This is a genomic window from Mesorhizobium sp. M7A.F.Ca.US.006.01.1.1, assembly GCF_003997935.1.
Taxonomy (GTDB): Bacteria; Pseudomonadota; Alphaproteobacteria; order Rhizobiales; family Rhizobiaceae; genus Mesorhizobium.
In genome coordinates this window covers 1-14,835 of sequence record NZ_RZQL01000178.1, presented here as the reverse complement: position 1 = coordinate 14,835, position 14,835 = coordinate 1, and the positions used below count along the sequence as shown (strand labels likewise).

The 14,835-nt window shown below is 62.2% G+C and carries 14 protein-coding genes; 3 read left to right on the top strand and 11 right to left on the bottom strand.

The window, feature by feature from the left end; genetic code table 11:
* The 4 genes from EN943_RS26130 to EN943_RS26115 form a co-directional block, all read right to left on the bottom strand.
* Positions 1 to 602 (bottom strand): TetR/AcrR family transcriptional regulator (locus EN943_RS26130; protein ID WP_164778376.1); only part of this gene is annotated, 602 nt, incomplete at its 3' end.
* A gap of 140 nt (positions 603 to 742) precedes the next feature.
* Entirely contained in the window at positions 743 to 2,170 is a 1,428-nt protein-coding gene (locus EN943_RS26125) for an amidase (RefSeq protein WP_127415194.1), read from the bottom strand.
* Between the two features lie 88 nt (positions 2,171 to 2,258).
* Entirely contained in the window at positions 2,259 to 3,293 is a 1,035-nt protein-coding gene (locus EN943_RS26120) for an extracellular solute-binding protein (RefSeq protein ID WP_127415193.1), read from the bottom strand.
* A gap of 360 nt (positions 3,294 to 3,653) precedes the next feature.
* Entirely contained in the window at positions 3,654 to 4,625 is a 972-nt protein-coding gene (locus tag EN943_RS26115) for an NAD-dependent epimerase/dehydratase family protein (RefSeq protein WP_127415192.1), read from the bottom strand.
* Between the two features lie 205 nt (positions 4,626 to 4,830).
* Here EN943_RS26115 and EN943_RS37765 point away from each other — a divergent pair, with 205 nt between their 5' ends.
* The 3 genes from EN943_RS37765 to EN943_RS26105 all read left to right on the top strand — a co-directional run bounded on the left by EN943_RS37765 (position 4,831) and on the right by EN943_RS26105 (position 7,925).
* Positions 4,831 to 5,118, top strand: a complete 288-nt coding sequence (locus EN943_RS37765) for a hypothetical protein (protein WP_164778375.1) — start codon at positions 4,831 to 4,833, stop codon at positions 5,116 to 5,118.
* Positions 5,119 to 5,359: 241 nt separating this feature from the next.
* Positions 5,360 to 6,133 carry an NAD kinase gene (locus tag EN943_RS26110; protein WP_023812117.1) on the top strand — a complete coding sequence of 258 codons (774 nt, stop codon included), beginning with the start codon at positions 5,360 to 5,362 and terminating at the stop codon, positions 6,131 to 6,133.
* 202 nt (positions 6,134 to 6,335) lie between these two features.
* On the top strand, positions 6,336 to 7,925 hold the full coding sequence (locus EN943_RS26105) for a DEAD/DEAH box helicase (RefSeq protein WP_164778374.1): 1,590 nt from the start codon (positions 6,336 to 6,338) through the stop codon (positions 7,923 to 7,925).
* Between the two features lie 71 nt (positions 7,926 to 7,996).
* Here EN943_RS26105 and EN943_RS26100 read toward each other — a convergent pair whose 3' ends face one another.
* From EN943_RS26100 to EN943_RS26070, 7 genes are all read right to left on the bottom strand, one after another.
* Complete coding sequence (locus EN943_RS26100; protein ID WP_127415191.1) at positions 7,997 to 8,602, bottom strand: hypothetical protein; 606 nt, start codon at positions 8,600 to 8,602, stop codon at positions 7,997 to 7,999.
* A gap of 224 nt (positions 8,603 to 8,826) precedes the next feature.
* Positions 8,827 to 9,477 carry an OmpA family protein gene (locus tag EN943_RS26095; protein WP_013531371.1) on the bottom strand — a complete coding sequence of 217 codons (651 nt, stop codon included), beginning with the start codon at positions 9,475 to 9,477 and terminating at the stop codon, positions 8,827 to 8,829.
* Between the two features lie 176 nt (positions 9,478 to 9,653).
* Complete coding sequence (locus tag EN943_RS26090) at positions 9,654 to 10,022, bottom strand: GFA family protein (protein ID WP_127415190.1); 369 nt, start codon at positions 10,020 to 10,022, stop codon at positions 9,654 to 9,656.
* A 146-nt stretch (positions 10,023 to 10,168) separates the two neighbouring features.
* On the bottom strand, positions 10,169 to 10,546 hold the full coding sequence (locus EN943_RS26085; RefSeq protein ID WP_013531369.1) for a hypothetical protein: 378 nt from the start codon (positions 10,544 to 10,546) through the stop codon (positions 10,169 to 10,171).
* Between the two features lie 288 nt (positions 10,547 to 10,834).
* On the bottom strand, positions 10,835 to 11,254 hold the full coding sequence (locus EN943_RS26080) for a GFA family protein (protein WP_127415189.1): 420 nt from the start codon (positions 11,252 to 11,254) through the stop codon (positions 10,835 to 10,837).
* 87 nt (positions 11,255 to 11,341) lie between these two features.
* Positions 11,342 to 12,473, bottom strand: a protein-coding gene (gene prfB / locus EN943_RS26075; protein ID WP_127272597.1) for a peptide chain release factor 2 whose coding sequence is annotated in 2 segments (ribosomal slippage) — positions 11,342 to 12,406 and positions 12,408 to 12,473 — 1,131 coding nt in all. Because the reading frame shifts where the segments join, the coding sequence is not laid out codon by codon here.
* Between the two features lie 118 nt (positions 12,474 to 12,591).
* Positions 12,592 to 14,835, bottom strand: a 2,244-nt coding sequence (locus EN943_RS26070) for a penicillin-binding protein 1A (RefSeq protein ID WP_164778373.1), incomplete at its 5' end; no start/stop codon positions are given.

The following is a 14,835-nucleotide window of genomic DNA, read 5'->3' as shown; positions in this document are numbered from 1 at the left end:
TCCCAATACCAGGCGCCATGAACCAGATAATTCAGGCTCTCCGACAGGGTGTCGATGTCGACGCCGGTATAACCGCCGCTGCGCGAAATCTCGATCAGCAGCTCGCGCGCCTCGGCGGTGTAGGCGAGATCGCTCGGCAGGCCGATCTCGTTGTAGATCTGCATGCTCTTGCGGTCGCTGGAGAACACGACGAAGACCGAAACCCATTTCGGGTGCTGGCGGGCGAAACGTTGCGCGCAATCGACCGCGCCCAGGGCCCGCTCAACCGGCGACAGGCCGGGCGCCCGCACCAGCGTCACCCACAGCTCATCATATCGATCGCTGAGATACTGCAGGACGGCGCGAAACAGGTTCTCCTTGCTGCGGAAATGGAAGACGACCAGGGCATTGGACGAGCCAACATGTTCGGCGATGCGCTGCATGGTGACGCTTGCCAGCCCCTCCTCCGCGATGAGCTCGATGGTGGCATCGATGATCCGCTGCACGCTGGCTTCGCCGCGTTCGCGCCGACGGTCCTTGGGCGGCGCGGCATCGTTTGCCGCACGTCCATTCTTCGCCATTGCGCCTTTGCGTTTCGCCGCCGCAGCCTTTTGTTGCGCCATCTTCGTCCAGCTCCTTTCGGACCTTCTGGCGGCGATCACCGGCACCGCCACGGATCCGTCTATTCCAGGTGTCCGGCGTCGGCTCACCACAACCGAGACCGCAGATCAACCACCATCGCGGCAAGGGCCGCGTCGCCCGATCAGAACGACGGACGAGTTTCGGCGTTTGTGTACCACTGCCCCTTGGCCCTCTCATAGGCCATGGCGGCGCGGAAGACATCGGCATCGCAATAGGTGCGGCCGACGATCTGGATGCCTGTCGGCACGCCATTTGCCGCCCGGCCCGAAGGGATGGAAAGAACGGGACAACGGCTCATCATGTTGAACGGCGTCGTCATCACCCAGCCCAGCGACGGGTTCACCTGCTTGCCGTTGATCTCGACCGTACCCGTTGTCTGATCGAACTCCGCAGGCACGGAGGGAAGCGCGTTGGTCGGGCAGATCAGCACATCGTAGGTCTCCAGCAGCGGCCCCAGCGTCTGGTACATCCTGGCCGCCACTTCCAGTGTTCCGACAAAGTCCGTAGCTTTCGACTTTTGCCCATCCTCGGCGAACTGCCTGGCATAGCTCGTCATGTCCTTGCCGTGCTTCTTCAGCAGCTGCGACAGCGATGCGCCGAACAGATGCTCCAGATAGGCCATGCCGGCTTTCAGCACTTCGTCGCCCCAGCCCAGATCGACTTCCTCGACCGTGGCGCCGAGCGAGCGGAACACATCGCAGGCGGCAAGTGTGTTCTTGCGCACATCGGGGTCGACTTCGAAAGAACCGAGGTCCATCGAGAAAGCAATCTTCCAGCCCTTGATCGGCTTGTAGTCGCTGGGCAGGCGCAGTTTGGGGCGGAGCGTGGCGATGTCGAGCGGGCTCGGTCCGGCCATGACGTTCTGCAGCAGGATCGCATCCCCGACGTTTCGCGCCAAAGGTCCGGTGTGGCAGTAGAAATCGAGATTGAACGGCGGCTCATCCGGATTGCGGCCGTAAGGCGGCTTGAAGCCGACCAAACCGCAGGCCGACGCGGGAATGCGGATCGACCCGGCAATGTCCGAACCGGTGGCGATCGACGACGTACCGGACGCCAGCGTTGCCGCCGCACCGCCGGACGAACCGCCGGGTGTGAAATCCGGGTTCCACGGATTGCGCGTCACGCCCCAGCGTTTCGACCAGGTATAGCCGGCGCAGCTGAATTCAGGCGTCGCCGTGCGGGCATGGACAATGCCTCCGGCCTTGATGATGCGCTCGTTCATCGTCGAGGTATAGTCACCGATGGCATCCCTGGACAGCAGCGAGCCATGCGAGGTCGGCTTGCCCTTGATGTAGCTCTCGTCCTTGATGCCGATCGGCAGCCCCTCGAGCGCCCCGGTCCGGGCGCCCCTAGCGTATTTCGCCTCGGCTTTCCTGGCCAGGTCCATCGCCTCGTCGAAATGCGTGAAGGTGAGGCAGTTGATCGTCGCCTTGGTGGCCTCGGCGCGGCGGATGGTGGCCTGCATCAAGTCGACAGGCGAAAGCTTCTTCGCCTTGAACAGCCGCAGCGCCTCGCTGGCCGGCATGTAGCAAAGGTCGAGATCGGTCATGGGAAGTCTCCTGCGATCTGCGCATCGCGTTTGGCATGGACGGGAGATGACCGCGCCGCGTGCAGCGGCGCGGGAAAGCCTGGTCAGGTCATTTCTGCAGGTCGGTCCAGATCTTCGTGTAGAGCGCCTGCACGTCGGGCGGGCAGGACAGCATGAACTGGCCCCTGGCGGCGAACTCGGCGGGAATGTTGACTTCCGGCGCGGTCTTCATGTCGTCGGGCATGAAGGCTTCCGAGCCCTTGATACCGTTCGAATAACGCGCAAAGGCTGAGATCAGTGCCGCATTCTGCGGATCCATGATGAAATTCTGGAACAGCTTGGCGTTGTCGACATTTTTGGCGTCCTTGAGGACTGCGACATTGTCCATCCAGATCGGATAGCCTTCCCTAGGATAGCCATAGACGATCTTGTCGTTCTCAAGCCGCTCGCGCAGCGATATGCCGTTCCAGTTGACGCCTGCGGCGATATCGCCCCTGCCCAGGCCGTCGACGGCCGCATAGTCGAGCGAAAGCCATTTCGCCTTCGCCTCGACCAGCTTGTCATGCACCTTCTTCAGCATCTGCATGTCGCTGCTGCAATACTTGCCGCCCTCGTAAGCGATGGCGAGGAACATGATGTCACCCATTTCGGGAACGACATTGATCTTGCCGACGAGTTCGGGGGGTGGGTCGAGGAAGATCGCCGATGTGTTCGGGTCGCCGGCATAAACCGACTTGTTCACCGAAATGCCGGTCGTGCCCCACTGCCATGGAACGGTATATTTACGGCCTGGATCGAATGGAACGTCGACCCACCTGGGATCGACGTTCTTGAAGTTTTCCATCTTGTTGGGATCGGTCTCCAGGAGCAGACCTTCGCTGATCCAGACCGGCACGACGCTCGCCGAGGGCACGACGATGTCATAGCCGGAGGCGCCCTGCCGGACCTTGGCCAAGGCGGTATCGTTGGAATCATAGTCGGTGACGGTGACCTTGACCTTGTAGGTCTCCTCGAACTTCTTGATCAGGTCGGGGCTGGTGTAATTGCCCCAATTGTAGATGTTGAGCTCGCCGTCGGCACGGGCCACGCCCGTGACAGTCAGCAGCGACAGGCCGATGGCCGTCACGGTCAGTTTCCAGTTCATACTGCATGCTCCCATTGTTGGGACCGGCGGCGCTACGGCCTCAGGTCCGTTTCCTGCTGACGAAAGATGGCCGCGGCAATGCCTATCGACGGCACGAGAGCGGCCGTCGACATCGCACTCGCGGCATGCGGCGCGCCGGCAACGGCAAGCCGCATCGCAGTCGAGATAGTCCCCTCTTCATGGTGGCCATTCACCGGCTGGCGCCGGCTGTCCAACTCAATTCTCAACCTCAGGAGTAACTATGACTAAACATACAGTCAATATCTTTTCGCGGACACGGCCATGGCTCGCCGATTGATGCGCCCGGTGCGGTGGTGAGTGAGTGGGCAGCCAGGAAAGAAACTTGGCCGCCACGGCGCGTCAGGCCGTTGAGGCCGCAATGCCCGCGGCCGCAATTCGTTGGCGGAACCAATCGAAGGTACGCCCGATGCCTTCCTGATAGCTCGTCCTGGCTTCCCAGCCAGGAAGGACATGCCGCGCCGAAGTCAGGTCCGGACGCCGATTTGTCGGATCCTGGGGAGCCGGAGGGTGGTGCTCGATGCGACTGCCGGGGACGAGCGACCTGACGAACTCAGCGATGCGCAGGACCGAAACCTCGTGGTCGTTGCCGATGTTCAGAGGGCCGCGATGCGAGATGCCGTCGCGCCAGAAATAACGTTCCAGCCCCTCGACGATGTCGTCGACATAACCCCAACTGCGCGATTGGGAGCCGTCGCCATAAACCGTCAGAACCCCGGTTGTCAGAGCCTGGATGGCAAAGTTCGAGACAGCACGTCCGTCATCGATGCGGGTTCGCGGCCCATATGTGTTGAAAATCCTGACGACGCGAATGTCGAGCCCGCTAACCCGCTGCTGTTCGAACAGCAATGCCTCGGTGCAGCGCTTGCTTTCATCATAAGAGGCCCTGGGACCGGTGCAATCCACCGATCCCCTGTAACTCTCGGGTTGCGGTGAAACCAGGGGGTCGCCATAGACTTCCGAGGTCGAGGCGAAGCAGAGACGGCCGCCGGGCTTGAGCAGCGTCAGAAGATTGAGCGCGCCGCCGATGTTGGCCTTGATCGTGCGTACCGGCTCGCGCATGTACCAAAGCGGCGAAGCCGGCGACGCCAGATGGATGATCTCATCGAAGCGCTGAAGGGATGAAAAGCTTTCGGCATCGGCAATCTGCAGATCGAAACGCGGATCGGCGACATGCGCGACGTTGTCTCGCGTCCCGGTCCAAAGATTATCGACGACGACCAGCTTTTCCAGATCGCTTCGCTGCAACAGACGGTCGACCAGATGTGAGCCGAGGAAACCGCAGCCACCAGAAACCAACACGCTGCGCGACATGGAAACCCCGCTCCAGACACCCGGCCAGTCAACGAGCCGCAGGGCTTGTTTCCCAACAACAGCGGATATGAGGCTACCCAAAAACCTACCCGCCAATCGGTGCAATCATCTACACCGCCAAGCGCCGCGAGCGCAACGAGCAAGCCCTCACGATGGGGTTGCGGCGGCCGACCGCCCTCTGCTTAGGGAGAGAAACTGCCACGCGATGTCGCGCATCGAAGCGGCCGCCGATGCTGCCCGTCATCGCGAGGATGATCAGGACATTTCAGGGTTACAGCGCCCTTTGCGGGCATGGCGCCCCGGCTGCATCACCACAGCGCGACGCCGTGGGCTGCGGCCGGAAGCTCGTCTCTTCCGACTGGCGCACCAGTTCGGCAAAGAGCAGCGCGAAGCTTCCCAGCATCAGAAAGACGATGATCAGGCGTGTTACCGGCAATATGTCGGCCTCGACTGGCTAGCCCCCACGCCACCCATCCACTGCCGGCTAACATGACCGATCCGGCTTTACGAGACTTTAAGGCCGGTCTTAACCATCACATTCGCGTAGCCTTTGACATGATGCGCGAACGGCAAGTCCGCATCCGCCGTCCTGCGGTCGCCTCGCCATCCCGGATGGCGGTGCCATCCGGCATGGCTGCATCCGCGATGGCAGCTCCCTTTGCAGACGTACCCTGCCCATGCTAACCCGACTTTGGCGCGGCCCTGCCGCTGCCACCGGTCGTCATCGGGGAGCCATGAGCAAAGCCGCCAGCCGCATCGCCTTCGTCTCGTCCGACACCGCTGACGCCAAGACGGCGCTGGAAAGCCTGTCGGCGCGCTATGGCCAATCGTCCGTCGAGGAGGCCGGGATCGTCGTTGCCCTTGGGGGTGACGGCTTCCTGCTGCAGACCCTGCGCGACACGATGGGGACCGGCAAGAAGGTCTACGGCATGAACCGTGGCACCATCGGCTTCCTGATGAACGAGTATCGTTCCGGTGGTCTGACGGAGCGTCTCGAAGCCGCCGTCGCCGAAACGATCCGCCCGCTGGAGATGCTGGCCGTGACCTCGGAAGGCGAAACGATTTCGGCACTGGCGATCAACGAGGTGGCGCTGTGGCGTCAATCGTACCAGACGGCCAAGATCCGCATCACCGTCGACGAACAGGTCCGGCTTGAGGAACTGAACTGCGACGGCGTCATGATCGCAACCCCGGCCGGCTCCACGGCCTACAATCTTTCGGCGCACGGACCGATCCTGCCGCTCGACGCGCCGCTGCTGGCGCTGACCCCGGTCAGCCCGTTTCGCCCGCGCCGCTGGCGCGGCGCGCTGCTCTCCAACAAGGCGACCGTGCGCTTCGACATCCGCGAGCCGGAAAAGCGGCCGGTGAACGCCGCCGCCGACCACACCGAGGTCAAGGCGGTGACCTCGGTAACGGTGCGAGAATCACCCACTGCGACAGCAACGTTGCTGTTCGATCCCAATCATTCCTGGAACGAGCGTATTCTCGCCGAACAGTTCCGCTATTGAGCCGGCGCTGCGACCGACAGGTCGATTAAGCATCCCGATTAAGGTTACAACTTCACAATCGTGCCATTGCTGCCCGTTTCTGTTGACAAATCGAGGGCTTGCTCCTAATTGCAATACCAATCTTGCAGGCGCGTGGCGCTTGCCGCGACAGACGCCATTAGACGCCGTTGCGCTTCCCCGAACCAGCCAAAGACAACAACACTTGTCCTCAGACACCACGACCGCTCAAGAAGCGTTGACCTTCGCAGACCTCGGCCTGTCGCCGAAGGTCCTTTCCGCAGTCACCGACGCCGGCTATCTCAAGCCGACGCCGATCCAGGCTGGTGCGATCCCGCACGCCTTGCTCGGCAAGGATATTCTGGGTATCGCCCAGACCGGCACGGGCAAGACGGCTTCCTTCGTGCTGCCGATGCTGACCCGCCTCGAAAACGGCCGGGCCCGCGCCCGTATGCCACGCACGCTGATCCTGGAGCCGACGCGCGAACTGGCCGCGCAGGTCGAAGAGAATTTCATCCGCTACGGCAAGAACCACAAGCTCAACATCGCGCTCTTGATCGGCGGTGTCTCATTCGACGAACAGAACAAGAAGCTGGAGCGCGGCGTCGACGTGCTGATCGCGACGCCCGGTCGCCTGCTCGATCACCGCGAGCGCGGCAAGCTGTTGCTCAACGGCGTCGAGATCCTCGTCATCGACGAAGCTGACCGCATGCTCGACATGGGCTTCATCCCCGACATCGAGCGCATCTGCGAGATGATCCCGTTCACCAGGCAGACGTTGTTCTTCTCGGCGACGATGCCACCGGAAATCACCAAGCTGACCGAGAAATTCCTGCACGCGCCGGTGCGCGTCGAGGTCTCGAAGGCAGCATCCGCCGCAACCAACATCATCCAGCGGCTGGTCAAGTCCGGCTCCAAACCATGGGACAAGCGCGAGACGCTGCGCAATCTGATCAAGGCCGAAGACGCCGAACTGAAGAACGCCATCATCTTCTGCAACCGCAAGGTCGAGGTGGCGGAACTGTTCCGCTCGCTGCTGAAGCATGATTTCGACGCCGGCGCGCTGCATGGCGACATGGACCAGCGGGCGCGCATGCAGATGCTGGCCAATTTCCGCGACGGCAAGCTGCGCTACCTCGTCGCTTCCGACGTCGCCGCGCGCGGTCTCGACATCCCCGATGTCAGCCACGTCTTCAACTACGACGTGCCGATCCATGCCGAGGACTATGTCCACCGCATCGGCCGCACCGGCCGCGCCGGACGCTCCGGAAAATCCTTCACCATCGCGACCAAGTCGGACACCAAATACATCGACGCCATCGAACGGCTGATCGGCAACAAGATCGAATGGCATGACGGCGACTTGTCAACGGTGGTTGCCAGCGAAGGCGGCGAGGACGACGCTCCGCGCCGTGGCAAGGGCGCACCGCGCCGCGCCGGCCGCAAGGACGACGACCGCGGCAGGGAAAAGGGCGGCGAGCGCAAACCGCGCGAACGCCACGCCAAGCGCAGCGAAGACACGGCACCGGAAACAGTCCGCGAGGACCAGCCGGTGGCCGAGGCCGCAGCCGCCGACGTCGGTGAACGGCGCTCGCGCAAGGAAGCGATCCGTTCGGAAAACACCGAGCGCAAATCATCCGATCGCAACGAACAGCGCGCACCGGAACGCGGTGACACCCGGCCGCAGCGCGACAACAGCCGCCCTGCCCGCCAACGCCACCAGGAAGACAACGATTCCACGGTTGGCTTCGGCGATGACATGCCGGCCTTCATGCGGATCGTCGCCAAGGTCTGATCCCGACCGCTTCGAAGGCAAGCCAGCCATCCGGCTTGCCCTCTCGGTAGAGCTCCAGCCTGCCTCGCCCGTTACATCGGCCCAGGCATCATCTTGGTCGGTTTTTCCAGCATCGGAAACTCGGCCTTCGAGCATTTCACGTTCGGGTTCGTCGGACTGAACATGCCGTTCGGATTGTCCCCGAGCCAGGCATGAAGGTCATAGTGGACGAACTCCTTCGGGATGAGTGGATAGTGTCCCTCCATCGGCCCCATGAAGGTCTGGCCAAACAGCTTCGGAGGCTCCTTGATGTCCGGCGTCAGAGGCACCAGCCATTCCACGCCCACCAGCCGCAAGCCCTTCTTGGTCGGTTCGTAGATCAGCACATTGGGGTGCAGCGGGTCGAGCTTCTGGCCGACACTCGGGACATTGACGAAGTGGATACCCATGGCGCCCTTCGGGTAATCCATCGCGCCCGGTATCTTTTCTCCGCTGTAGTAGACGCAGCCGACCGTCGATAGATAGAGATCGCGGACGGCGACGGTGTAATCGTCATATTTGGCGAGCGACTTTTTCAAGGCTTCGATGTCGGCCTTGTTGGCGTCTTCGGCCCGAGCCGAAGCAACGTTCAGCCACGCGCCTACCAAACCTGTCAAAACGAGGACGCCGCAGCGCCCAAGGCTGGCTGTTCTTGTCATGCATTCCTCCCAGATTTCTGATCTGACCGTGCAAGACCGAGGCGGAAAAATGCTGATTGCGCGGCCAGTGACACCGCCTCATCCCCTCAGGAACAGCGAGATGGTATTCCTTTCCCAAGCTGCGGGAAAGTTATATTTTAGCAGCAGCTAATCCAACAGCGCCAATATCCGCTCAAACAAAAACGGCCCCGCAAGGGGCCGTCTCGTATTGGTTGCCGTACAAATCAGGTGAGCGGCGAAAGCTGTATCTCGACGCGGCGGTTCTGGGCGCGGCCTTCGGCCGTGGCATTGGATGCGACCGGGCGCGTCTTGCCGAAGCCTGTGACGGCGAAGCGCCGCTGATCCACGCCCTGACCGGACAGATAGTTCGCCACCGCCAAAGCACGACGCTGCGAGAGATCGAAATTGTGCTGGTCGCCACCGGTCGAATCGGTGTGGCCGAACACGTCGACGGTGGTCTGCTTGAACTTCTTCAGCACCAGCGCGACAGAGTTCAGGACCTGGTAGAAACCGGGCTTCACCGCATCCTGATCCGAGTTGAAGGTGATGTCGGACGGCATGTTGAGGATGATCTGGTCGCCGCTGCGGGTGACACTGACACCGGTACCCTCGAGCTGCCGGCGCAGTTCGGCCTCGTTCTGGTCCATGGTGGCGCCGATGGCGCCGCCGGCCAGCGCGCCGATGCCGGCGCCTATCAGTGCGTTGCGACGGTCGTTGCCACCGGCAAGCAGGCCAAGGCTGGCACCCGCCAGGGCGCCAAGGCCGGCGCCGGCCGCCGTGTTGGAAATCTTCTGGTCGCCCGTATACGGATCGGTGGTGGTGCAGGCGCTCACCAGCACAGCCGTCGCCACGACGACGAGCACAGTCTTTTTCATAGGATGGTCCCTCTCCAAGTCACGCCTTGCGGTGGCGCCAAATCAGCCCTTCCCGCGACTTGTACCACGAATTGCGGCGAAAAGCGGAACGGCTAAAGCGCCGCTCACGGCTTTTCCCGGGAGACCAATACCCGGTGGTGGCGCCGCATCGCCGTGCCGGAAAGGTTTGGATCAGGCTACCAGAGGTTCTTGCCGTCTATGACCACCACTTCGACCTTGTCGAGATCGAAATCATCGAACAGCCGCGCGTTGACGCTGATCTTGGGATTGTCGAAATCCGGCTCGCCGGTCGACCAGTCCGGCGTTTCGGCAAGGGTGCCGCAGCCGCAGGTGGCGCAAAAACCGTGCTTTACGGTTTTCGACCCCCAGCGGTAGAAAGAGACGTTCTCCATCGGGCTGGTGAGCTTGAATTGCGAAGGCACGTAGTAGGCCCAGAGCGAGCCGCGTTTCGAGCAGAAAGAACAGGTGCATTGCGTCACCGTCTGCGGTGACTGCGAAACCTCGAATGTCGTCGCCTTGCAATGACAGCTTGCCTTGATGGTCATCACGAACTCCTCCTGTCGCCCGCCACCCTGTGCGGCAAGGCATCATAAAGAGGCGTTCCTGACAACTGTCTGTCAGCAGGCTTCACCCGCCGCCCGTCGCGTATCAACAAGCCCGATCAGGCGGACGTCCGAGTGCGTTCCTGTCGTCAATAAGAGCGCGGCGGCACGAACAGGCAGATTGTCCTGCCGGCGTCGAGGCCTCCCTGGTGTGCGCACCAATGGAACTCGCCGTCCGGGCTGTCCTTGACACGCTTGTCGGTCATCGGAACGACCTCACCCGTTCCGGCGATGACATAGCCCTCGGGTTTCTCCAGCACTTCGCCTGTATGGGTCGTGCGACAATCATAGTTGGCGCAGCATGCGAACGGATAACTCCAGCCTTGTGGCTTTGCCGCCGTGGGCGTGGCGTCATGCGCGAAGGCAGGTGCCGTCAGCATTGCCATCGCGCCGATCGCGAAGAGGGAAAACAAAAGTCGGCCAGCCGGTTGAACGGCATTGGCCGATCTGAGTGTGGCAGCAGACATGGAAACGTTCCTTTCAAACGAGCATCAAGCGTTTCGCTTGCCCGTTCCCGGAACGTATCTTCCCATTGGCCGGATCGTCGGGTCGCAGATATGCCGCGTCCGGCCATAAATGCTTTTTCTCTCCCAGCCCTTGGATGCTGGGCTGATTCCTTGGTCGGCGCAAGAACATGCATTCCCGACATCGTTCTACAGACGTCAGGTATCCGCTACCGCCGACGAGATGAGGCCAAGGTCAATTCCCGGCAAACGGGCGTCGAATAAACGGAATTGGCCCGCTGTGGTTCCAGCCTATTGCTGGTCAGAGCCAGCAATCACGTGCTCTTGATACTGCGGCAGGTCATCGGTGATGGTGAACCAGCCCGCCTTCGAACCGACGAAGATGTGCTCGGTTGGACGGATGGACGGGTCGTCGACGAGCGTTCCCATGGCGACATGGACGTAGGCGCCGTCGCGCACGAGCGAATAAAGCAAGGAGCCGCACCGGCCGCAATGTGCGTTATGGCCGCTTTCGTCGCCGAAGATCAGGAGCTTGTCCTCGCCTTCGGTGAGGACAAGCTGTTCACGCTCGATACCGGCGAAAGGCTTGAATGCCGAACCGGTGGTGCGCCGGCAGTCCGAACAATGGCAATTCGCGGCATAGAGGAATTCGTCGGCGACCTCGTAGTGAACCGCGCCGCAAAAGCACTTTCCGGTGAGCTTGCTCGGCACTCTCTCCTCCGTCGCTGTGGTGCGCAAGGGTATGTTCAGATTCAGGTCAGGCCGAGTTTGCAGGCCTCACCTGAATATGGGCATATCCTAGTCCAGGTCTGCCACGGCTTCGCCCGCACCGCCCTCGATGCGCTGCGACAACGAGGCTTCCATGAAATCGTCGAGGTCGCCATCGAGCACGCTCGACGGGCTGGTGCTCTCGACGCCGGTGCGGAGATCCTTCACCAACTGGTAGGGCTGCAGCACATAGGAGCGGATCTGGTGACCCCAGCCGATATCGCTCTTCGATGCTTCGGTGGCGTTTGCAACCGCCTCGCGCTTCTTCAGCTCTTCCTCGTAGAGGCGCGAGCGCAGCATCTCCCAGGCCTTGGCCTTGTTCTTGTGCTGCGAACGTTCGGCCTGGCAGGCGACCGCGATGCCGGTGGCCAGATGCGTGATGCGCACCGCAGAATCGGTGGTGTTGACGTGCTGGCCGCCCGAGCCGGACGAGCGATAAGTATCGATACGGACATCGGATTCGGAGACGTCGATCTCGATCGTGTCGTCGATGACCGGATAGACCCAGACGCTGGCGAAGGACGTATGCCGGCGCGCATTGCTGTCATAGGGCGAGATACGCACCAGGCGATGAACGCCCGATTCCGTCTTCATCCAGCCATAGGCGTTGTGGCCTTTGATCATCAATGTGGCGGACTTGATGCCGGCCTCTTCGCCGTCATGCATTTCCAGCACTTCGACCTTGAAGCGACGGCGCTCGGCCCAGCGCGTGTACATGCGCAGTAGCATCGAGGCCCAGTCCTGGCTTTCGGTGCCGCCGGCGCCGGCATGGATTTCGAGATAGGTGTCGTTGGAGTCTGCCTCACCCGACAGCAGCGTCTCGACCTGGCGGGCCTTCGCTTCGCCTTGCATCGATCGGATCGCGGCTTCCGCCTCGGCGATCACGCCCTCATCGCGCTCTTCCTCGCCGAGCTCGATCAGGCCGATATTGTCTTCCAGCGCCTGCGTCAGGCCTTTCACCGAGGCGATGCCTTCTTCGAGGCCCTGGCGTTCGCGCATCAGCTTCTGCGCTTCCAGCGGCTCGTTCCAGAGGCTGGCGTCCTCGGCGCGCACATTGAGGTATTCAAGCCGCTTTATGGCTTGATCCCAGTCAAAGATGCCTCCTCAGCAGGGTTATCGCCTGCCTGATCTCGTCGACAATGTTCTGCGTTTCCGCGCGCATGGCTGGCTGTTCTGTCCTGTTTGCTGAAATCGGTCGGCGCGATACATAGGCAGGCCGCCGCCGGCTGTAAAGCAAAATGGGCTGGCGCCAAGGCCAGCCCATCCGCTCCTGAAAATCGTCAGTAGAGGCCGCCGCCGCCGGACTGGATGGCCTGATTGGCCTGCGGCGACAGCGCGCCACCGGTGGCATTGGAGCCGTCGGCACCCATGCCGATCACCCAATAGCTGTCGGCGGGACCGGTGCCCGGCTTGAAGGCTTCGATGATGGTGCCGGGATCGCCCGATGCGGCACGCATGCCGGTCTTGCGGTTGATGGCGACCAGGTTCATGCCTTCGGGCACCTTGAAGTCGACATTGGGCGTGCCGTCCAGCGCCACCCGCATGAAGTCCTTGAAGATCGGGGCCGCGAGACCACCGCCGGTGGCGCCATGGCCGAGGCCGCGCGGCGTGTCGTAGCCCATGTAGAGGCCGACGACGAGGTTGGGCGTGTAGCCGATGAACCAGGCGTCCTTTTCGTCGTTGGTCGTTCCGGTCTTGCCGGCAATGTGGCGGCCGAGTTCACCGATGGTCGCGCCGGTGCCGCGCTGCACGACGCCTTCCATCATCGAGGTGATCTGGTAGGCGGTCATCGGATCGAGCACCTGCTCGGAATTGTCGACCAGCTCCGGTTCCGGCTGGTTTTGCCATTCAGGCGCATTGCAACCCTGGCAGCCACGTTCATCCTGCTTGAACACCGTCTTGCCGTAGCGGTCCTGGATGCGGTCGATGAGCGACGGTTTGATCGACTTGCCACCATTGGCCATGATCGAATAGGCCGATACCATGCGCATCACTGTGGTTTCGCCGGAGCCCAGCGCCATCGGCAGATAGGGCGCCAGATGGTCGTAGACGCCGAAGCGCTCGGCATATTCGACGACCAGCTTCATGCCCATGTCGTTGGCAAGCCGCACCGTCATCAGGTTGCGCGACTTCTCGATGCCGGAGCGCAGGGTCGCCGGACCGGCAACGGTGCCGTCGTAGTTCTTCGGCGTCCAGCTCGTGTTGCCGCTTTGAATGGTGATCGGCCCGTCCATGATCACCGAGGCCGGCGTATAGCCATTGTCGAGCGCGGCCGAATAGACGATCGGCTTGAACGAGGAGCCGGGCTGGCGCATGGCTTGTGTGGCGCGGTTGAATTCGGACTGCGCATAGGAGAAGCCGCCGACCATGGCCAGCACGCGGCCGGTGTGCGGATCCATGGCGATCAGGCCCCCCTCCACTTCCGGAACCTGGCGCAGGCTGTAGGTGCCTTCGGCCCCATCGTTCTTCTGCACGAAGATGACGTCGCCCGGCTTCAGCACCTCCGCCGGCGACCTGGCCTTGACGGTCTTGCCGGCGACCACATGGCGCATGGCAAAACCCATGTCCTCCTTGCTGATGGTGCCTTCGACACGTTCCTTGACGATGTCGCCCGACGCCTGCCGTGCAGGCTGCAGGCCGATCGACAGGCCGGTCGCCGAACTGTCGAGCACGACGGCGAGCGACCATTCGGGAACATCCTCCAGCCCCTTGACGGCGCCCAGCGGCACGCCCCAGTCACCCGAGACGTCGATCGATGTCACCGGCCCGCGATAGCCGCGCAGCGTGTCGTATTTCATCAACCCGTTCTGCATCGATTTGCGGGCAATGAGCTGGATCTTCGGATCGAGCGTGGTGCGGACGGAGAGGCCGCCTTCGTAGAGCGCGTTCTCGCCGTAGCGGGCGATGATCTGGCGGCGCACCTCTTCGGTGAAGTACTCGCCGGCGAACAGATATGTGCCGCTGCGCCGCGGCGTCACGCCCAGCGGCTCGGCCTTGGCCTTGTTGCCTTCCTCACGCGTGACGTAGCCGTTCTCGACCATCTGGTCGATGACCCAGTTGCGACGCTCGATTGCGCGATCGGCATGCTTGAAGGGGTGGTAGTTGTTCGGTCCCTTCGGCAGGGAGGCCAGATACGCGGCCTCGGCCACGGAGAGTTCGTTGACCGACTTGTCGAAATAGGTCAGCGCCGCGCCGGCAACGCCATAGGCGCCGAAGCCGAAGAAGATTTCGTTGAGGTAGAGCTCGAGAATGCGATCCTTGGGATAGGCCTGCTCGATGCGGAAGGCGAGGATCATCTCCTTGATCTTGCGCTCGTAGGTCTGGTCCGAGGACAACAGGAAGTTCTTCGCCACCTGCTGGGTGATCGTCGAGGCGCCGACCTGACGCCGGCCCGAGCCGAAATTCTGCAGGTTGACGATGATGGCGCGGCCGAGGCCGGTCACATCGATGCCCGGGTGATTGTAAAAATTCTTGTCTTCCGCCGACAGGAAGGCCGCCTTGACGCGGTCCGGAATGGCCTGGAT